This window comes from uncultured Methanospirillum sp., assembly GCF_963668415.2.
In the GTDB taxonomy this organism is placed as follows: Archaea; Halobacteriota; Methanomicrobia; order Methanomicrobiales; family Methanospirillaceae; genus Methanospirillum.
The window spans coordinates 2,338,764-2,358,305 of record NZ_CAXXDL010000001.1; the positions used below are offsets into that span (position 1 = coordinate 2,338,764).

The 19,542-nt window shown below is 47.7% G+C and carries 18 protein-coding genes; 8 read left to right on the forward strand and 10 right to left on the reverse strand.

Features of this window, described 5'->3' with window-relative positions; all coding sequences use genetic code 11:
• The first annotated feature begins 296 nt into the window (after positions 1–296).
• From ACHZA2_RS11015 to ACHZA2_RS11040, 6 genes are all read left to right on the forward strand, one after another.
• Positions 297–1,052 carry a class I SAM-dependent methyltransferase gene (locus tag ACHZA2_RS11015; protein ID WP_319579746.1) on the forward strand — a complete coding sequence of 252 codons (756 nt, stop codon included), beginning with the start codon at positions 297–299 and terminating at the stop codon, positions 1,050–1,052.
• Positions 1,053–1,210: 158 nt separating this feature from the next.
• Entirely contained in the window at positions 1,211–2,662 is a 1,452-nt protein-coding gene (locus ACHZA2_RS11020; protein WP_319579747.1) for an ABC transporter substrate-binding protein, read from the forward strand.
• Positions 2,663–2,716: 54 nt separating this feature from the next.
• Positions 2,717–3,664 (forward strand): ABC transporter permease, encoded by a 948-nt coding sequence (locus ACHZA2_RS11025; protein ID WP_319579748.1) that lies wholly within the window; start codon positions 2,717–2,719, stop codon positions 3,662–3,664.
• The gene (locus tag ACHZA2_RS11030) at positions 3,657–4,568 is read left to right on the forward strand and encodes an ABC transporter permease (RefSeq protein ID WP_319579749.1); all 912 of its coding nucleotides are present in this window, start codon (positions 3,657–3,659) and stop codon (positions 4,566–4,568) included. The genes ACHZA2_RS11025 and ACHZA2_RS11030 overlap by 8 nt, the downstream gene beginning before the upstream one ends.
• Positions 4,565–5,509: an ABC transporter ATP-binding protein gene (locus ACHZA2_RS11035; RefSeq protein WP_319579750.1), complete on the forward strand. Its 945-nt coding sequence runs from the start codon at positions 4,565–4,567 to the stop codon at positions 5,507–5,509. Before ACHZA2_RS11030 ends, ACHZA2_RS11035 begins: the two co-directional genes overlap by 4 nt.
• Complete coding sequence (locus ACHZA2_RS11040; protein ID WP_319579751.1) at positions 5,485–6,231, forward strand: dipeptide/oligopeptide/nickel ABC transporter ATP-binding protein; 747 nt, start codon at positions 5,485–5,487, stop codon at positions 6,229–6,231. The genes ACHZA2_RS11035 and ACHZA2_RS11040 overlap by 25 nt, the downstream gene beginning before the upstream one ends.
• Positions 6,232–6,277: 46 nt before the next feature.
• Here ACHZA2_RS11040 and tsaA read toward each other — a convergent pair whose 3' ends face one another.
• From tsaA to modA, 4 genes are all read right to left on the reverse strand, one after another.
• Complete coding sequence (tsaA, locus tag ACHZA2_RS11045) at positions 6,278–6,823, reverse strand: tRNA (N6-threonylcarbamoyladenosine(37)-N6)-methyltransferase TrmO (RefSeq protein WP_319579752.1); 546 nt, start codon at positions 6,821–6,823, stop codon at positions 6,278–6,280.
• 49 nt (positions 6,824–6,872) lie between these two features.
• Positions 6,873–7,964 (reverse strand): ATP-binding cassette domain-containing protein, encoded by a 1,092-nt coding sequence (locus tag ACHZA2_RS11050; RefSeq protein WP_319579753.1) that lies wholly within the window; start codon positions 7,962–7,964, stop codon positions 6,873–6,875.
• Entirely contained in the window at positions 7,964–8,767 is an 804-nt protein-coding gene (locus ACHZA2_RS11055; protein ID WP_319579754.1) for an ABC transporter permease, read from the reverse strand. Before ACHZA2_RS11055 ends, ACHZA2_RS11050 begins: the two co-directional genes overlap by 1 nt.
• A 106-nt stretch (positions 8,768–8,873) precedes the next feature.
• Positions 8,874–9,734, reverse strand: a complete 861-nt coding sequence (gene modA, locus ACHZA2_RS11060) for a molybdate ABC transporter substrate-binding protein (RefSeq protein ID WP_394698555.1) — start codon at positions 9,732–9,734, stop codon at positions 8,874–8,876.
• 211 nt (positions 9,735–9,945) lie between these two features.
• Here modA and ACHZA2_RS11065 point away from each other — a divergent pair, with 211 nt between their 5' ends.
• Positions 9,946–10,590: a class I SAM-dependent methyltransferase gene (locus ACHZA2_RS11065; protein ID WP_319579756.1), complete on the forward strand. Its 645-nt coding sequence runs from the start codon at positions 9,946–9,948 to the stop codon at positions 10,588–10,590.
• Between the two features lie 62 nt (positions 10,591–10,652).
• Positions 10,653–12,335: a radical SAM protein gene (locus ACHZA2_RS11070; protein ID WP_319579757.1), complete on the forward strand. Its 1,683-nt coding sequence runs from the start codon at positions 10,653–10,655 to the stop codon at positions 12,333–12,335.
• 127 nt (positions 12,336–12,462) lie between these two features.
• Here the strand turns inward: ACHZA2_RS11070 and mcrA are convergent, their stop codons facing one another.
• The 6 genes from mcrA to gmd all read right to left on the reverse strand — a co-directional run bounded on the left by mcrA (position 12,463) and on the right by gmd (position 19,289).
• Complete coding sequence (mcrA, locus tag ACHZA2_RS11075; RefSeq protein ID WP_319538769.1) at positions 12,463–14,166, reverse strand: coenzyme-B sulfoethylthiotransferase subunit alpha; 1,704 nt, start codon at positions 14,164–14,166, stop codon at positions 12,463–12,465.
• Between the two features lie 13 nt (positions 14,167–14,179).
• Positions 14,180–14,938, reverse strand: a complete 759-nt coding sequence (mcrG, locus tag ACHZA2_RS11080) for a coenzyme-B sulfoethylthiotransferase subunit gamma (RefSeq protein WP_319538768.1) — start codon at positions 14,936–14,938, stop codon at positions 14,180–14,182.
• Positions 14,939–14,941: 3 nt separating this feature from the next.
• On the reverse strand, positions 14,942–15,577 hold the full coding sequence (gene mcrC, locus ACHZA2_RS11085; protein WP_319538767.1) for a methyl-coenzyme M reductase I operon protein C: 636 nt from the start codon (positions 15,575–15,577) through the stop codon (positions 14,942–14,944).
• Positions 15,577–16,047 (reverse strand): methyl-coenzyme M reductase operon protein D, encoded by a 471-nt coding sequence (mcrD, locus tag ACHZA2_RS11090; RefSeq protein ID WP_319538766.1) that lies wholly within the window; start codon positions 16,045–16,047, stop codon positions 15,577–15,579. The genes mcrC and mcrD overlap by 1 nt, the downstream gene beginning before the upstream one ends.
• Positions 16,048–16,067: 20 nt before the next feature.
• Entirely contained in the window at positions 16,068–17,378 is a 1,311-nt protein-coding gene (gene mcrB, locus ACHZA2_RS11095; RefSeq protein WP_319579758.1) for a coenzyme-B sulfoethylthiotransferase subunit beta, read from the reverse strand.
• A gap of 861 nt (positions 17,379–18,239) precedes the next feature.
• On the reverse strand, positions 18,240–19,289 hold the full coding sequence (gene gmd, locus ACHZA2_RS11100) for a GDP-mannose 4,6-dehydratase (RefSeq protein WP_319579759.1): 1,050 nt from the start codon (positions 19,287–19,289) through the stop codon (positions 18,240–18,242).
• Between the last annotated feature and the right edge of the window lie 253 nt (positions 19,290–19,542).

Here is a 19,542-nt window from a genome sequence, read left to right on the forward strand (position 1 = left end):
ACTTAAAATTTTTCGTTCACATGTCATCATTACATTTCTTGTAGTAATAGTATCTTTCATAATAAAAATTAAAATTAGTTATTACAGGATTCTATAATTTTTCTCTGACTCATCGAGATCTCTAATTTCTCGAGTGATTTTTTTGTTATAGATATTTCATTAAACCCTTAAGAAATATCTTGAAGGTGATGAATTTTTGACTTCAGCGAAGAAAAATTCACCCTCTGACAAAAAATCAAATAACAAGAATTAAGAATTCGTATGAAAAAATATAATATTACTAGTTGGTGCTAAGTATGGATAATGAAGAAATAAAGGCTGCCATCACTGAAAGTTGGGATAGCACCTCTGGAATGTACGACTCATGTCCTGGGCATCAAATCGGAACCAAAGCCGAGGAAGAAGCCTGGATGAATGAGTTACGACATGGAATCCCAAAGCCCCCATTAAAAATACTTGATGTCGGTTGTGGAACTGGAGCGATGGGTCTTCTGTATGCCAAGATGGGATATGATGTCAGTGGAGTTGATCTATCAGAAGCAATGATGAACCAGGCACGTATGAAGGCTGTAAGAGACAAACTTGCAATTGATCTAAAAAAAGGGGATGCAGAGAATCTTCCGTATCCTGATGAATCATTTGATCTGATTGTCAACCGCCATCTGCTTTGGACACTTCCCCATCCCGAAGTGGCATTACACGAATGGAACCGGGTTTTAAAGAAGGGAGGGACACTGCTCATTATCGATGGTGTATGGAATGACAAACGATTTTCTACACGATGCAAACGGTGTTTGAGCGAATATTTGACATCCATTTTTGAAAATAGTAATTCACATCGGCGAGGGTATGATAAAAACCTTAGAAATGCTCTCCCTCACGATGGGGGGGTATCACAGGATGCAATGATCAGATACCTGGAAAAAACCGGTTTTTCAGAGGTGGCATTTCGGGATCTGATGTATATTCGTGATATTCAGCGGGAACAAATGCCATGGTATCGCAAGATCACGACCGGAAAGAGCTATTACATCCTTCAGACAAAAAAATAAAAAATTTGGTGAAACATATGAATTTTAAGTCTATATTCTCGGCTTTTTTGCTAGTTCTGTTAATTGCTGGCGTTTTATTGAGCGGGTGTACAAACACTGATAAGAGTAGTTCAAGTAGTGTCTCTGTTCAAAATGCCTCAAGTTCCAGTGAAGACAATATGTTGAAATTTGGAGAACTCTGGCTCATCACAGGATACGATCCGGCTAATAACGGAGTATTCATCACAGAAAAGGCTATTGTGACTGAAAGCCTGGTGGGCGCCACTCAGGACTTCCAGTTAGTTCCCTTGCTTGCGACATCGTGGAACCAGACTTCTCCGACAACCTGGCAGATTACGATCAGAGATGGTGTCAAATTCCATAATGGAAAGCCGATGACGGCTAATGAGGTAAAGTTCTCGCTCGACAGGGCTGCAAATATTAGTGCACAGAACAGGCAGTTTATGGATTTCAAATCCTGCTCGGTGATAGATGATCATACTATAGAAATTGAAACCAACAAGCCAAACCCGATCCTGCCACATGCCCTGCATTATCCGAACATGGCAATCATTCATCCTGACTCCTTAAATGCACAGGGTAATTTTTCAAAGCCAATTGGAACCGGCCCAATGGTCTTTGATTCGTTTGATAAGCAGACACGGACCTTTACCGTCAAAAAGAATCAAGACTACTGGAAGGGGCCTGTAAACTTATCAGGTATGATTATTACCGGAATTCCAGATTCAAACGCCCGTGCTCTCTCTATTGAAAAGGGTGAGGTTGATTTCACGGTTGATGTTCCGATGAATGAAGTCAAACGGCTTGATGAACTCCCGGGAATCAATGTAAAGACCTATCTGACACCGAGAGTGTATCGGATGGCTATAAACTTTAACAGACCTCCTTTCCAGGACAAACGTGTCAGGCAGGCAATTTCTCTAGCAATTAACAGGACAGATATCGTCAACAATGTGCTCTACGGGGTAGGTGCACCTGCAAAAGGAATCTTTATCCCACAGATGGAATGGTCAAACAAGAGCCTTGATGTGCTTTCCTATGATCCTGAAAAAGCAAAATCTCTCCTGAAAGAGGCTGGATATGAGGATACAAATGGGGATGGCATTGTAGAAAAGGATGGAAAATCGTTCACCATTGATATCGTATCAGCACAGGAACGCCCGGGTCTTCCACCAATGGCTGAAACAATCGGAGCATCACTGAGAAAGATCGGAATTGATACCAAAGTTGAAGTGATGGCAAGTGCAGCATCTACTGATCGCCAGAATGCAATGAACTTTGATCTAATTATGGTTCCTGCAAATATCGCGATGATCCCTGATCCATCCTATGTCATTGAGACCTGGTACCGTTCAGATGGGTATTCAAACAGCGGAAAATATAAAAATTCCACCCTGGATGCCCTCATCGATGATGCAAAGCAGACCATTGACAAGAAAGAGCGGTATGCTAAGTTCAATGCACTTGAAGCGATGGTATATGACGATATGATCTGTATTCCGATTGCAGATTACGGTGTTACAATTGCTCAAAAGGACTCAGTAAAAGGATATGTATTTGATCCTACTGCTCACGACCTCAGAATGGATGCGAACATGACTGTCGGGTAAGGGAGCAGGAATTGATATCAAATATTATTTCTCTTCTTTTTTTCCGGTGATTTTATGCATCATTATATCGCCAAAAGGCTGTTTTTTCTTGTGCTGACAATATTTGCAGCATCGATTCTTGCATTTCTGCTCCTTCATGCCGTTCCGGGAGGATCTGCTGAGACAATTGCAAAACATACCCTGGTAGGTCTTGAAGATGACGTATCAGAGCAGATGATAAAGGACGTATCTGCAAAGTATAACCTTGTTGATCCGCTCTGGAAACAGTATGGAGACTGGCTGAGTGGAGTTGTGCTAAAAGGAGATTTTGGAACGTCATTTATCTATTTTGACACACCGGTTGTGAGCCTGTTATCGCTGGCAATAGTACCTACGATGATTCTGGCAGGAACCAGTATGGCTCTGGTTATCTGCCTTGGAATTCCTCTTGGGATTTATTCTGCAATCCATGAGGGGAAAACAAGTGATATCGTCATACGGATCGCAACTGTTTTTAGTATCTCATTTCCGTCATTCTGGGTTGCACTTATTCTGGTTCTTATCTTTTCCCTGACACTCGGATGGTTCCCGGTGACCGGGTATGGGTCAATTCAAAACCTTATCCTGCCTGCAGTTGCTCTCGCACTTCATCCTACTGCAGTCATCATCAGGATTGTCAGAACAAGTATGCTCGAAACACTGGGACAGGAGTATATTACCTATACTATTGCCAAAGGTCTCTCATTCAGGCAGATAATCTGGAATCATGCAGTGAAAAACGCACTTATTCCGGTCATTACTCTGCTGGGTCTTTACTTTGGTCATCTCCTTGCAGGAACAGTGATCATTGAGAATATTTTTGCATGGCCTGGTATTGGGAAATTGTTGGTCGATGCTGTATTTTCACATGATATCCCGGTTGTTACCTCTTGTATTGTCGTCATTATGACTATTTTCCTTGCTGTAAATCTGGGAGTTGACCTCCTATACCATGTTGTAGATCCGAGGATTCGTTATGAGTGAACAAGCCGTTGTAGTGCCAAAGGTGAAAAAATGTCCATCTGTGTATAATGTTTCAGATTCACATCAGAGACTGGTTCGAGAAATTATCCGCCGGCCCGCATTTCTGGTTTCACTTGGATGTATTCTCATCCTTGTTGCCATCGCCGTATGTGCTCCGCTAATCGCACCATATGACCCAAATGAAACTGATCTTCCAAATAAAAATCTGGGGATCTCTTCGTCACATGTGTGGGGTACAGATTATCTTGGTAGGGATCTCTTTAGCAGAACTATCTGGGGAACCCGGACATCACTGATTATTGCATTTACAACCGTAGGATGTGCGTTTGTTGCTGGTGCTCTAATCGGGTGTATGGCCGCATTCTATGGTGGGATTGTGGATGAGAGTCTTTCACGCTGTATTGACCTGTTTCTGGCCTTTCCCGGCATTATTTTCTCACTTGCCCTGCTCGGTCTTATCGGTCCGGGAATTCCGAATATGGTGCTCGCACTTACGCTCTCTCAATGGGCTGTATTTGCCAGGCTTATGAGGGGAGATGTCCTCTCGATTACAAATCTCGAATATATCCAGAGTGCCAAGACCGGCGGCTTATCAAACAGCCGTATCATTCTTCGTCATCTTATTCCAAATGCAATTATGCCGGTTCTGATTCTTGCAACTCTGGAAGTTGGTTCAGTAATATTATCAACAGCAGGTCTCAGTTTCCTTGGTCTTGGTATACCTCCGGAGATTCCTGAATGGGGATCGATGATCGGAGCGGGAAAAGAGTTTCTCAGAACCGCTCCGCTGAATGTTATTGTTCCCGGGCTTGCAATCACCGTAGTAGTCATGGTGTTCAATGTATTTGGTGAAGGACTGAGAGATATTCTGGATGTTCATGATGGGCAGGTACTCCCCTCATGACCCTGCTTGATGTTCAGGACCTTAATGTCAGGTTTCCAACAGGAGAAGGAATTATTCATGCTTCACGGGATGTATCATTTTCACTTAATACCAGTGAAGTGCTCGGCCTCGTCGGTGAAACAGGTTCAGGTAAATCAATAATTGGTCAGGCGGTTATTCGTCTTCTTCCGTCCACTGCAGAGATTACAGGGGATATATCATTTGATGGTAAAAACCTCAATACGTTATCAGATGCTGCGATGCATTCTCTGCGTGGAAGTTCGATATCGCTTGTTCCACAAAATCCTTCAGGGGCTCTCGATCCGGTAACCAGAAATGGCGACCAGATATCAGAAATTGTATCTGGTATATACAAAAAAAGAGATGAGATCGTAAACCGGGTTCATGCCCTTTTATCATCAGTGGGTCTTGTTCCTGCAGTCAGAATTGCAGATGAATTTCCTCATCAGCTCTCTGGAGGCATGAGGCAGCGACTGACAACAAGCATCGCAATTACTGAGAATCCCCGGCTTATCATAGCTGATGAACCAACAAAAGGACTTGATTTTCGTGCCAGGGAGAAGACTGTTACTGTCCTGACTGATATACAAAAGAAGAATCAGTCTTCACTTCTCCTGATAACCCATGATCTCGATCTCGCAGAGCAGATATGTTCCCGAATTGCTGTTGTGTATGCAGGGGAAATCGTAGAGATTGGTCCGGTATCGAGGATTTTTGCAGAACCAAGGCATCCATATACCCGGGCTCTTATTCAGGCTATTCCAAAAAACGGACTCATCCCGATTCCTGGCCAGAGTCCTAGTCTGTTAAATCTTCCGGCAGGGTGCTCATTTGCAGATAGATGTGAGTATTGTGCTGATATATGCAGGTTAACGCACCCTGAATTTGTAAATGGGACAATGAATGGAGGTGTGCGGTGTCACCACCCGTTCTCCAGTTGAAAAATCTTACAAAATCGTATGGTCATGGGAATGTCTTTACTGACATCTCATTTACCGTTTCAGAAGCAGAATCAGTAGGTCTTTTTGGTGAGAGTGGCTGTGGAAAGACGACCCTTGGCAGATGTATCATGCAGCTTGAAAAACAGAGTGCCGGGACAATTCTTCTTGATTCGTTGGATCCTACCCGTTTGTCATCAAGAAAACGGAGAGAATCAAGGCAGTTCTACCAGATGATCTTTCAGCATCCAGAAGTTTCGCTCAATCCTAAGATGACTCTGGCACAAAGCGTTACAGAACTTCTGCTGGTCCATAAGAAGATCAGTTTTGATGAAGCGATGGATGCCATGCAACCCCTCATTAAACGGGTAGGACTTCGGAATGAACATCTGGTTCGGTACCCTCATCAGCTTTCAGGGGGAGAAGTTCAACGAGCAGTTCTTGCACGAATTTTTTCTCTACAACCTAAATTAATAATAGCTGATGAACCGACCTCGATGCTTGATGTCTCGGTTCAGGCTCAGGTTTTGCGTCTCATGAAAGATCTTCAAAAAGAGACCGGGGTGGCCTATGTTTTCATATCCCATGATCCTGATGTGATTTCTGCAATGTGTGACCAAATATTCTGGCTCTCGAAGGGAGGAGGAATATTGTTTGATAAAGCAGCATTTATTGCCCAGGTAAAGGAGGAATACGTATCCTCTCTACGTGCTGTTCAGGGATAAATCATGTCAAAAATAAGATCCACCAGTATGAGTGGATAATTTATACTTATTTCGTTGTCCTATCCCGGTTCCTGAGTTCCTTTGGTGTACAGTTCCATTCTGCGATATCATCGGTATGTTTCGAGTCAACCCACCCGCTCTTAACCTCATCCCGGTGATCAAACTGTCTGACGTAGGGCTTGATATCAATGACTGGTGTTCCGTCAAGCACATCAACACCGCAGACCTTGAGGATATTGCCATCAACCTCGAGTAGTTCCATGATCGAAAGGCCGATGGGGTTAGGCCTGTTAAAATGCCGGATTGCAAAGATTCCCCTCTCCTTATCCCCATCCAGGAATGGTTTCTGGATGAGGTTCTTCGCAGTTGCCCTGTCAAAGTAATAGAGTACGTAAAGATGGGAGAACTCCTCAATATCTTTCAGGCCATCGATATTCTCTTCAAACACCTCGATATATCCGACCGATGGGTTGAACACTCCCTGAATCGGGGTATTATCATGCTCTGTATGTTCTGAATGGATTACTCCGACCGGATGGAAGATGACATCTGCGTTTCTCCATTTTTTTGCATATTCACCTGTTAATTTCATAGATTCTTCTCCTGTGTATTATTCATTAGGTGTTGGGAATGGCCATTTGCTAGAGCAGGACGGTCATATTCCGGCTCGCATGGCCCATCTCTCCAGTAGGGATGACATGAAGTGCTGATTCTTTAAACGTGGCATATACCTGGCATCCGGGAGTGAGCGCAAGTTCTTCAGAGCTCGTCCTGGTGACCATAGCAATCATCCTGATCCCGGTATCAAGGACAACCCGTATGAAGGGACCTGCCGGGATCAGATCGATAATTGAAGCAGGAAGCGTGTGCCTGGCGCTGGACTTGAATGGCTCCACCGAGATGATGATGTCTTCTGATCTGATCACCGCAACGACCGGGCCTGAATACTGTGCGGTAATTCTGATGCGAAGATCGCCAAGGTTCAGGACTGACCCTGTGCCGTCTTTTACTGCTTCACCCCTGAAGATGTTCTCAGTCCCGCATATCTGGGCAACATACGGTGTGCAGGGATGGGCAAAGACATCTTCAGGTCTCCCTGTCTGTATGATTCTTCCGTCCTGCATGATGGCAACTTTTTCAGCCAGGGCATATACATCCTCGAAGTGATGGGTGATGTGAATGATCGGAATTCGCAGATACTTGTGTATCTTTCGAATCTCCTCTCTGAGTCTCTCACGTGTCATGGAGTCGAGCGCTGAAAGAGGTTCATCAAGAAGAAGAAGCCGTGGTTTTTGGATCAGGGCACGTGCCAGGGCAATCCGCTGTGCCTCTCCTCCAGAGAGGGTTGCAGGATTTCTCTCCATGAGATGACTGATACCAAGAATACTCACCAGGTCCGAGATCTTCGTTTCGATATCTTGATTGTACGTCTTTCGAATCTTCACGCTGAACAGAATGTTCTCTCTCACGGTCATGTGGGGGAAGAGCATCATATCCTGGTACACCATGGCGATATGCCTGTCTTTTGGTTGATAATGTGTGATATCGTCTCTCTCTAAAAGGATCCTTCCGGTGGCAGGTTTGTATATTCCTGCTATCATCTCAAGAAAAATCGTCTTTCCTGCTCCTGACGGACCGATGATCACCCAATACTCCGGGTTCTGAATGTGAAGAGAGAGGGATCTGAGCTGGAAATCACCAAGTTCAAGTGACACATTCTCAATCTGGAGCATTAAATCCGGTCACTCCCCTCTGATAACCGTTCAAAGAAGAACATGGTCACTGCTGCGATTCCAAGGAGGATGCATGCCGTGGTAATGGCAATATCGAGATCTCCGGTAGCCATATTCAGGAACAGGGCGATTGGCAGTGTTTCGGTGTGCATCCGTGTCGCACCGGCAAGCATCAGAACGGCACCGAACTCACCCATGGCCTTGGACCAGGTGATAACGAGCCCCGATATCAGGCCCGCCCGTGCCAAAGGCAGGGTGACATGCCAGAATGCCTGAAAATCCGAGCACCCGAGCGTCCGTGCTATATGCTCATACCTGGGGGAGATCATGGCAAACGATGATCTCATGACCCTGATCAGGTACGGGAGATTGACAAAGCATTGTGCCACGATGATGCCGAGTTGTGTGTACACAACGGTAACCCCCAGATCCTCAAGCCCGGTTCCGATGGGTGTCCTGGCAAAAAAGAGCAGAAGTGCAACTCCTGCAACAAGCGGAGGGAGTGACAGGGGGAGCATGAGCAGCATTATCAGGGGACGCTGCCCTGGAAATCCTCCCCTGCTTAAGATATACCCAGATGGAATTGCAACCACTGCACAGAGAATGGTAGAGATGATTGAGGTGATGAGAGAGAGCTGAATTGCATACCTGATCTCAGATGAGGTGAGTGTCTGAGCAATGCTCTCCGGATTTATGAACGTGAAAAGACCACCGAGCACGAGAAGGGTGATACAGCCCGATAAAAATGCTAATGTAGTTGCGATCTTGAAAAAAAATCTACCCGGCTGTCTTTTATCTGTCATTCCCGGTACCTGTTATGTGTACGTTCAGATGATCCAGGTCTGACGATAGAGATCTGAAAAAGGAGTGTGTATCATCCAATTTGATGTGATGAATCCTTGTCCTCTCTCAGGGCTGGACGTCTTTGTATTCTGAGTCCCCGTAGGTCGGGAATTTGTACTTCTTAAAGAGTGCTTTCCCTGCATCGGATGCGACATAGTCTGCAAACTTCTGGGCTTTCTCAGGCTGCTTTGAGAAGGTAGTGGTTCCCTCAGACACAACCAGAACGTAATCATTCACGTTTTTCACTGGAATCGTGTCCATGGTCTTATCATTGATCTGGTCCAGGGTGAGGAGTGCTGCATCGACTGATCCTGCGTTCATGGCAGAGACCAGTTCGTTGATGGTTGAGGTTCTCACAACGACGTTCTTCTCTACATCCTCGGAAATTCCAAGATCTTTGAAGAGTTTATCCCCTGTGGTTCCAATTGCGGTTGCCTTTACATCACCGAGTCCGATCTTAAGGCCTGGGTTAGCAAAGTCCTCGACAGAGGTGATGTTCTTGGGGTTTCCTTTCTGTATGGCAACGATCGGGACATGGTATGCGATATACTGGGGTTCACCTACGAGCCCCTTATCCTCTGCTTTCTTGTATGCATCAGATCCTCCGGCGATCAGCACGTCTCCCTTATGAGTGATATCCATCTGAGTCAGAAGTGCTCCGGAGCCCTGGAAGTTGTAGACAACAGGAATCCCTGTCTCATTGGTGAATGCGGATCCGATCTCCTGAACTGCCTTTTTGAGACCTGCCCCGGCATATATGAGAAGAGCATCCGGATTTTTTGCCATCAGGTCGTCGATTGAGACATTTCCGCTCTGATTTGCTGATGAAGCAGCCGTGTCTGCAGCTAATGTTCCTGGTATGAGCATTCCTGCTATCAACAGGCTTATCAGGATCAGTAAAATAGATCTGGTTACCTTACTCCTCATTATTATCGTATGAGAGTTACATCTTCTACAATAAAAAAGGGTGTGATTCACAGAGAGAACTGAGTACGCTGGCATGGTCACCTATGTCAGTACTCTCACCTGGTTGACTGAATCAACATATGGATTTTTCATCTGTCGCATTCAGCCAGTCAGGATTGACCTGTGATGTCCATGTTCAACTTAGTTCCAGATACCCGGGATCGTGAAACCGATGGATAATAAACCGAATCATCATACCATGGCGATGAAACCTATGGGATTTGCCAACATCGCCGGAACCGTCTTTGCACCGATATACCCTGTAATCGCAGAACAGATCCTTACCAGTTGCAGCATTCGTGCAGGAGCCGCGTTGGATCTTGGATGCGGCCCAGGTCACCTGGCCACTGCTCTTGCGGTGAGGTCAGATCTGGTCATCCGGGCGATGGATATCTCACCTGACATGATCAGGATCTGCGGTGAGAGGGTCAATGAAACGGGACTATGTGGCCGTGTAATTCCGGTTCACGGCGATGTTAGTGCGATACCATTTCCGAGTGGCTCCTTTGACCTCGTGGTAAGCAGGGGGTCCTGGTTCTTCTGGGAAGACCTCTCACTGGGTCTCAGTGAGGCATACCGTGTTCTGCGACCTGGAGGCATTGCATATATTGGTGGAGGATTTGGAAATTCAGCCTTAAAGAGAGAGATTATCGCAGCCATGAAAGAAAAGGAACCAGGATTTGAAGAAGGGATGAAGGATCGGATCCGCTCTATGCCGCAGGAACGGGTTGAAAAAGCCCTTGACAGTGCAGGGATCACCAATTATTCAATCATCAACGATGAGACCGGATACTGGGTCCGGATGGTGCGGTCATGACCCGGTGTCAGTACTGCAATCAAAGTTGCGAAATATCTGAAGGCGGAATAGGCAGATGTGGGATGTATACCGCACAAGATGGCACAATATCTGAACGATTTCCTGACCAGTGGCTGATTGTAACGCCGATATCTGTTGAGACGATTCCCCTTGTTCATGCATGGCCACGGGCAAAATTCCTCCAGGTCAGCACGGTCGGGTGCAATCTCACCTGTCCAGGGTGTGTCTCTGAAGTTCTTGTTCGAAGTCCTGACAATCTGGGGAAGGGCCTTCTCCACCGGGAGCCGAAATCCATCATCGATGAAGCCATCTCTGAAGGCTGCGAAGGGATCTACTTCTGCCTGAATGAACCGACAGTTTCACTTCCATCGTTCATCAGGGTCGCCAGACTTGCCAAAGAGAGAGGAATGGTTGTCGGATGCTCAACGAATGGTTATTTTTCGGCGTATACCCTGAACCTGCTGCTCCCGGTGCTTGACGTGGTAAATGTCGGGTTGAAAGGGGATGATCCTGCAACATTACGCTCGTGTGGTATCGCTGACAACAGCATTGTCATGACAAATCTCTCTCACCTGGTGGATGCCGGGGTTCACGTCGAGGTTGCGCTGATGCATGTTGCCAAAAGAGAAGAGGATCTGATCAGACAGGCACGTGCTGTTACCGGGATATCGAGGACGATACCGATCCAGATCATGCGTTGTATGGCATTTGGCGATCTCGGGCAGGAGTACGAACCGTCGATTCCTGAATCTGAACAGATCTGCGAACGCATTCACTCGTTTGCCCCTCATGTATGCCTCTTCAACTCACCAGGCAGTTCATGGATGAACTCGGTCTGTCCGTCCTGTGGCGGGGTTATCAGTGAACGTGAGTTGTACGGTCCCATGGGATGCAGGCCGCTGACTTTTCGTGAGGATGGGCAGTGCTCCTGCGGGTACCGGCTGCCGATCACCGGTCAGGTCCGTTCAATCAGATATGAGGAGGACGGGATGAATGGCGGGTACCGGCCTACCCGGGCACTTGAGTTCATACAGGGTATCGTCTCCTGTCTCGGTGAAGAAGATCCGCTCTGTGCTCCGCGGCTATGGCGGTCATTTATTGCTGGTGAAGGGATTGAAAAGATCCATGACCGGATCCAACTGGTTGACACCTATTATGGCATTATCAGGGAGGTTGCATCACTCACCGGCCGTATTGAGAACGGAGAGGACCTGATACACACTCTTCAGGATATGGTGGCTCGTGTAACTGATGCCGTATCCGGGGCAGATCGTCCCCGCGTTCTCTATACCATGGGATACCCGGTCTTTTCCCTGAATGGCGGGAGATTTGAGAATCATCTGACAGAGATTGCAGGCGGTGACCCGGTGAACAGAATGATAAAACGGACCGGCAAGCCTGGAATAACGATCTCACATGACGAGTTTATCTTGTTGAATCCTGACTGGATCTGCATATCAGGACTCTTCTCTCTTCCTAAGGAGGCATCGCTTCAGTACTGTAGATCTCATTCACTGATCGTTCCTGCAGTAACAAAGGAGGCAGTCATAGAGATGCCGGCTTCATGGGATTTTGGAAGTCCGAGATGGGCTCTCGGTCTGATGCTTCTTGCCAGGATGTTTCATCCTGATCGGTGTGACTGGGATATCGAGGAGGAGGCGGATCGGTTCTATCGCAGGTTTTATGGCGTCTCATACCGTGATATTCATCCAACCCGGTCGTTTATCAAGGCGTCTGCCCAATAAGGGCCTTTCTTTTGGTTATTATTCAGTCAGTTGTGTTCATTCAGATATCCGGGTTGGTATATACGGATAGATCTGTGTAATGCAACTGGATACTGAAAAAAAAGAGAAAAATTGGATGTCAGCCTGTTTAACGGGCTGGCATGAGGAGAGATCTCTCTCCGGCTGGAACGAACTCGCGGATTGCACCCTTTGCGAACTCCTTGCGTGGCTCGCTGAAGTCGAAGACCAGGGATGGGTCTGCGAAGGTGATCTTGATCAGTGGGGAGAGACAGAATCCGTCGCCACGTCCGTAGTGTGAGGAAGCGACGATTGCTGCGTATTCTCCCTGGTGACCCACGTTCATTGCGTAGTTCGGGTAGTTTGGTCCACGGAACTCGCCGATACAGCCTTCGTCTGGCCGGACGGAGAGTGAGTTGGTGGAACCGCACTGGTCCTGCAGGTCGTATCCGAAGAAGCCGAGACGTGACCATCCTTCCTTGTGCAGGAGCATGGACAGGTACCAGCCGTTCAGACCAGCGTTGGAGTTTGCAGTTGCGATTGCGGTAGAGATACCGGATGCTGCTGCAAGGACTGCTGCACGCTGGGAACCACCGAAGTGGTCTTCCATTGCGGTTGGGAACTGTTCGTACTGTTCCATACCGTTGAGGGTGACCTCAGTTGCAATGTCGTTGACGATCTCCTGGGTTGGCTTGACCTTGTTGTCTGGGCTTGGGTTCTTGAAGTCAACCTTGTACTTGTCCTTGATGTAGTCCATACCGTAGTAGGTGTATTCATCGAGGATGTTGTCGGTGTATGCTGCGGTTGCATACTGAGTGAATCCGACACCACCGGACATGTACGATCCGAGCCAGATCTGGTCGAAGAGCATTGCTCCTGCACCGACGACTTCAAGGGTTGCCTTTGCCGGGTCGTTCGGGTACTTCCGGTTTGCCTGGACCATATCACCGAAGTGACCGAAGAGGATACCACCGGGCTCGTTTGGACCACGTGCACGACGTGCTGGCAGGTGGCTACCCATCTGGATAACACCGGCGTGCTTTGCGGCGTAGGAGAGGTCAGCGACTGCTGCTTCACCGGCACACATGCGGTATGCGGTGATGAAGGACATACCGATCTGCATTGCAGACCAGCGGCTGGTGGTTCCACCATCACAAGTACGGGAAACGATGGTTGGGATGTGGATTGCCTGCCAGAGTGACTTGCCGACTGCTGCCTTGAGTTCCTCTGCCTGCTTTGCCGGGAAGAGCTTGTCGACATCAAGGACGAACTGCTTCTCGAGCTGGTCTGCAAGTTCGGAGTCTCCGGTGAAGACCTTACAGTAACAGTCGTCTACGACTGATGGGTGGGTCTCGACCATGTGTTCCTGAACCACTGCTGCGCCTGGCATTGCGTGGTTGAGGATGTGGAGGTACTCGTTGATGGTTTCTGGAGTGATTTCCTTGCCGAGACGCTTCTGCAGGGTGTTGTGGGCGAGGTCCATTGAGACGATGATAGTCCGGCGGATATCATCCCACATCTGCTGCATTGCCGGGTTGTTGACGAAGTGCAGGTCGTCACCCTCTACGAAGGTTCCGGTTCCGGAGACCTCGTAGGTCATGAGCTGACGCTGACCCATTGGCAGACCACCGAGGTGGCAGCGGTTGGGGTCGTACATGGAGATACCACGGCGGAGTTCGACCTTCTTAGAGGCTGCCATGAACTCGCGTTTTCTTGGGGACTGGTTTAAACCATCAAAGTTGTAGAAGCTGGTCTTGGTGTCCTGGACATCTCCCTCAAATTTCTCTTTCAGAGCCTTGAGGAAAAGTTTCTGTGCTCTCTCAATTTTTGCCATGTATGGTGCCTCCTTACTCAACCGGCATGAAGCCGTACTTGGTCCTCAGGGAGTGAATGCGCTGGACGTATTCGACGTATTCTGGGTCATCACGGAATGCAGTTCCGACGAGTGAGTGGAACATTGTGGTGTTTGCCTTGAGCCAGGCTTCGTCCATTGGCTTGCCGACTGCGACTTTCTTGTCGAGTGGAACACCAATCTGGTCCTTGACGTACTTGACAACTCCTCCATCGAGGACACACCGCTGCAGCATGTCGAACATCATACCATCTTCTGCAAGACGGAGTGAGTGACCGTGAACGGTTGCTCCACGAATACCGACACGTGCCGGGTCGAAGAGGTTGGTGTTGACGAGGTCGGATGCGATCTTTTCGAGGTCACGCTCACGTGATTCGACGATCTGACGGCCGGACAGGGTTCCTGGGTCGATACCACGGTAGCGGTACATCTCGACGTAGGTTCTCTGGTACGGCTGGGATGGTGCATTGTACATGGAGTCAGCGAACTGGATGTATCTGACACGGTCTCCAGCCTTTGCTCCCTCGGTTGGGCTGACAATCTTACGGATTGGGCAGTCTGGCTCTCCCTGCTCTGCGAGTGGCGGGTGTGCAGATGGGTATGCCTGTCCTGGTGCACGGTGTCCCATGATCAGGACGATCTCCTCATCCGTGACGTCACGGATCTTCTCAAGCTTTACGCCGGGGTTCATCTGCTTGCGCCGGTTCTCGGCGACAATAGACTTACCTGGACCATACTGTGGTGTATATGCCATTGTTTATCTCTCCAAATCAGATGATTTCATCAATCTCATAACTGCATGAATGACGTCTGCGATCTTCTCGCGTGACGGGGTCTGGCCCCTTGTAATGCCGCTGACAATTGCCATAACCGTTCCTTTCGTCTGGATATGTTGTTCCTGTGGCATCACAAACGCCGTTTTTATTCCTTCACGTGCGAAATCCTCATAATCGATGGGGGCCTGACAGACCACAACGGCCGGAATGTCGCAGTCCTTCAGGATGGACCTGACCTTTGCGACCACGTGTGATCTGACATTTCCATGGTGCAGGACCGCCACTTTGTGACGGTTTATCTGGGAAATCTCCTTCTCGTTCAGACCAAAATATGCACCCAATACATGACCGGCACTCTTCGGAGCATCAGGGGGAATGCCGCTTCCGGCATTGAGGATCATCGTACTGATGCTGTATTCAACCCCCTGTGTCCGGAGAGCTGATGTAATATCACATACTGGTTTTGTGACGTGTCTTCTGCCAGGAGACATCCCGATGATGATCACATCGGGATACCGGCACTCTGATATTGTTCCCCTCTGGGCAAGAGCTCCTCCTTTGCCCATGCCGGCGCTCTCCCGGCAGTCTACTATCTGAGTGACACGTCCTATCGGCATTATTTTGTTCCCTGAATAAGGGTGGGTCCGGTCTTATTCTTCGGGTCAACGATCCCGATCATCATCTCATCTGCCCCGGGACCGTATTTTGCATAATCGGTCTGAGTAGGCGTGGATCTCATGAACTTTCCTTCTTTGATTCCATAGGTGAAGTTCACAAAGACCTCCCTGCACGCCTCATCGATCCGGGGGACGATATCCCGGGTCTCAAGTTCGAGAAGGATGGTTCCGACCTGCACCCGCAGGTCCACATCGGTTCCCCCCACAACGATTCGGACGCGACCGGAATGGGGGTTTGGAAGCCCCCTTGCGGGGCCGTAGGGGACGAGCTGAGGAATACTGGGTCCGTTTATGACGATCCGGCGGATACCCTCTATTACCACCAGCTTGTTGAGGATCTTCTCCACTGTTTCAGGTTTTAAAAAGCGCTCGGTGACAATCCGACACTGCGGGAATTCTGCCTCGCTCATTTATGCAATCCTGTATGCGGTTACACTCCGTTTGCTACGTGCTGGATTGGTGTGTTGAACTCTGGGATCTTACCGAAGGTCTCTCCGTAGATCTTGGAGGTTGCCTCTGGTGAGAACATCTGAGTTCCTGCATCCAGAGCACAGGCTGCCACGATACATGGCATACCTACACCGGCTGCGTGCCTGGTAACGACGTGGTTACCGTTGAAGGTTCCCGGACCGCCGCCACCATAGATGGAGTGGCTGAAGAACGAGAATCCGACTGCTACACCCATTGTGCGGCCGTAGTCACAGCCTGGGAGGCCGGTCTCGTGCTCAAGAAGGTCGTTGAAGTACAGCAGGGTTGAAGATACTGCCTGTGCGAAACGGCCTGCACCACAGTTTACCATGGTTGCAGCGAGGGTTCCGGCTGCGGTGTATGCATTCCAGAGTCTTGGATCCTTGGTCTCGTAGAACGTGTAACCGGAGGGTCCCTTCTTGCCTGGGGTGATAACCTTGTCTTCGAGTGCCTTCTCAACGAGGGACTGAACGACGGTACCGACGGTTCCGGATGCACCGTTCTTCTTGACGAGGTCGTATACCAGGTTGTTTGCATTCAGACCCTGGTATGCGAGGAGAAGGAGCTGTGCACGCTCGAATGGGCCGATTGCTGCTCCCATTTCGAACTCTCCTGCCTGCTCGAATACAGATGCGAGGGCTGCTCCCTGCATTGCGTTCTTGCTGGTCATCATCACAGCGTGGTTTGCCGGGATGTTACGGAGTGCGTATCCGAGACCTTCGTTGTTCTGGGGAATGGAAAGGATAGATGCACAGTTGCTGCCGACCATGTCCATGGTCTGTGGGTAGGTACCCCAGAAGGCTGCCTTGACCATGGAACCGTCGAACATGTTCACGTTGAACTGGTCGATGGTTGCGTAGGTTGCTGCTGCTGCAACTGAGGTGATTGCTGCATCGTAGGTTGCTGCGGCCTGAATCCGGGCACTTGGAACAGTGACAAGCAGAAGTTTGCCGCCATTGAATTCCCGAATCTCGGTATCGTCGCCTTCTTCAACCTGGATCATCTTGAAGATTTTTTCCTTGATAGCGCCGGCGTTTCCGGAGATATCAAGGTTCATCTCACGACCCTTGATGAAGTTACCCTTACCGATTGCTCCGGTCTTCAGTGCGGTCTCTGCTCCTGCGAGATTGACTGCGACCGTTCTCTTGGTCAGGTCCACAAGTTTCTTGATGCCCGGGTTTACGAGCGGGCTGATCTTTTCAAGGGCTACTCCGCTTTTCAGCAGTTTGCCCTGATCGTCATAGAGATCAATTGTGTCGGAAAATTTTGCCATGTGTTTCCTCCGATGTTCCTTTCAAACCTGTACGATTCGTTCACTGAATACTGAGCAAGGCGTCATCACTGTGTGGCTGAAATCACTCGTACATGTCCCCAAAGGGACTGAAAATAAGTGGGAATCTGTCAATAAAAAGTTTGCGTTTTGATTTTTAGAGAAAGTCTTTATGCAAACGCTATTTTTTACGGTTTATTTGCGGCATGTTTAATTATGGGATCTATGTGTGGGGTGATCAATGTTATGCAAAATTGATGTGATTGAATTTGGTGTTACTGGGGGGATGATTTGTTAGACTGATTGCGGCGCTATGGGAGGTTGGGATTTGGGATCTGAATACCTTTGGATATATCGTTATGCAGTTTATTTCATAATATACAAACCAATAATATGATTTGGCTGACGCTTTAGCAGAACAAAATGCGTATAGATATTTTTGAAATATCTTGGTAGACTGGGATATGTGTGAAAAAAAGAAAAAATACCTGGTTACTGGGGGGGCTGGATTTATCGGCTCTCATCTCCTCATGCTTTGCTTGCACTGTCATCTATGAGATGGATAGACCGGGATTTCGTGTATGTTCTGGATGTAGTGCAGGCTCTTCTTCTCTCAATGGACCGAGAGATTCATGGCGTATTTGATGTAGGAACAGGTCTCACCATTTTAATTAAAACTGGCTCATTATGTTAGCAATTTAAATTGCCAGGAGAATACTGATATCATCCATAAAGAAGCTCGTGAAGAAGAGGTTCGGCTTTCGTTCGCAGATATTTCCTGTGTTAAAGAAAAATCCGGATATAATCCACGTTACTCGCTTGAAAGTGGTCTTCTTGAGAGACCTATCAGTGGTGGGGAGGGATTTAATCCTTCATCCACCAGCGGCTTGGGAATTCCTTATTGAGTATTGCATATCCCTCGCCAATTGGTTGAACCCCCGCCGCTTTAAGGTCTGAATCGACCATAATTTTTACAAGATCTGAAAACTTGATCTTCGCTTTCCACCCTAATTTCTTCTCGGCCCGTGATGGATCAGCAAGTAATGCTTCAACTTCGGTTGGTCTGAAATATTTGTGGTCAATTTTTACATGTTTCTCGACATCAAGCCCAGCATATGAAAATGCTGCATTTACAAATTCCTGAACTGTATGTGTCTCTCCGGTTCCGATTACATAATCATCAGGTTTATTCTGTTGGAGAATCCGCCACATGCATTCGACATATTCAGGAGTGAATCCCCAGTCTCTTTTGGCTTCAAGGTTACCGAGGTAGAGATATTTCTCTTTTCCTGCAAGGATTGCTGCAATACCTCTTGTAATCTTTCTGGTTACAAATATTTCTCCACGGCGTGGTGATTCGTGATTAAAAAGTATCCCATTGCAGGCGAACATATTATACCCATCACGATAGTTCCTTGTCATCCAGTATGCATAGAGTTTGGCACAGGCGTATGGGCTGCGTGGCCAGAAGCAGGAATCCTCATTTTGCGGGGGATTAGTATGGCCAAACATCTCACTAGATGATGCCTGGTAAAATTTTACTTCCGGGTTACTTCTTCTTATGGCTTCGAGGATTCGGGTAGTTCCAAGAGCAGTAACATTTCCGGTATATTCGGGTGTATCAAAGCTGACACGGACATGACTCTGGGCGCCAAGGTGGTAAATCTCATCGGGCTTAATATTGTAGAGTACGTGGGAGATCATTTCAGAATCTGAGAGATCACCATAATGGAAGAATATCCGTGCATCTGGCTCGTGTGCATCAACATAGATATGATCTATTCGCTGGGTATTGAATGTTGATGCACGGCGAACCAGTCCATGGACCTCATATCCTTTTGAAAGTAGTAATTCTGCTAGATATGAGCCGTCCTGACCGGTGATCCCGGTGATGAAGGCGGTTTTATGTGACATTGTTTCTAATTTATTATCTTTATTAGAAAAAAAGGGATCTGATCAGAGGCTGTCCAATGAGAAGATGTAGATTGGACAGATTGTCAATCAAATGATTCGCTTTTTGTCGAACTACCAATTTTTACAATAGAATGAAAGATACACGCACTGCAAAGGATGGGAATCAACATCCAAACTACCCAAAATTACAGTTGAAAGACGAAAAAGAACTAAAAACTCGATAGCATTCGCTACTTAATGGGATATCTGTATT

Bases quoted from the DNA above. Each gene is read 5' to 3' on its own strand.
- ACHZA2_RS11055 (WP_319579754.1), bottom strand. From the start codon at position 8,767: ATGACAGATAAAAGACAGCCGGGTAGATTTTTTTTCAAGATCGCAACT.
- modA (WP_394698555.1), bottom strand. From the start codon at position 9,734: ATGAGGAGTAAGGTAACCAGATCTATTTTACTGATCCTGATAAGCCTG.
- ACHZA2_RS11020 (WP_319579747.1), top strand. From the start codon at position 1,211: ATGTTGAAATTTGGAGAACTCTGGCTCATCACAGGATACGATCCGGCT.
- mcrA (WP_319538769.1), bottom strand. From the start codon at position 14,166: ATGGCAAAAATTGAGAGAGCACAGAAACTTTTCCTCAAGGCTCTGAAA.
- ACHZA2_RS11025 (WP_319579748.1), top strand. From the start codon at position 2,717: ATGCATCATTATATCGCCAAAAGGCTGTTTTTTCTTGTGCTGACAATA.
- ACHZA2_RS11030 (WP_319579749.1), top strand. From the start codon at position 3,657: ATGAGTGAACAAGCCGTTGTAGTGCCAAAGGTGAAAAAATGTCCATCT.
- mcrD (WP_319538766.1), bottom strand. From the start codon at position 16,047: ATGAGCGAGGCAGAATTCCCGCAGTGTCGGATTGTCACCGAGCGCTTT.
- ACHZA2_RS11065 (WP_319579756.1), top strand. From the start codon at position 9,946: ATGGATAATAAACCGAATCATCATACCATGGCGATGAAACCTATGGGA.
- mcrC (WP_319538767.1), bottom strand. From the start codon at position 15,577: ATGCCGATAGGACGTGTCACTCAGATAGTAGACTGCCGGGAGAGCGCC.
- mcrG (WP_319538768.1), bottom strand. From the start codon at position 14,938: ATGGCATATACACCACAGTATGGTCCAGGTAAGTCTATTGTCGCCGAG.
- mcrB (WP_319579758.1), bottom strand. From the start codon at position 17,378: ATGGCAAAATTTTCCGACACAATTGATCTCTATGACGATCAGGGCAAA.
- ACHZA2_RS11035 (WP_319579750.1), top strand. From the start codon at position 4,565: ATGACCCTGCTTGATGTTCAGGACCTTAATGTCAGGTTTCCAACAGGA.
- ACHZA2_RS11050 (WP_319579753.1), bottom strand. From the start codon at position 7,964: ATGCTCCAGATTGAGAATGTGTCACTTGAACTTGGTGATTTCCAGCTC.
- ACHZA2_RS11015 (WP_319579746.1), top strand. From the start codon at position 297: ATGGATAATGAAGAAATAAAGGCTGCCATCACTGAAAGTTGGGATAGC.
- ACHZA2_RS11070 (WP_319579757.1), top strand. From the start codon at position 10,653: ATGTATACCGCACAAGATGGCACAATATCTGAACGATTTCCTGACCAG.
- gmd (WP_319579759.1), bottom strand. From the start codon at position 19,289: ATGTCACATAAAACCGCCTTCATCACCGGGATCACCGGTCAGGACGGC.
- tsaA (WP_319579752.1), bottom strand. From the start codon at position 6,823: ATGAAATTAACAGGTGAATATGCAAAAAAATGGAGAAACGCAGATGTC.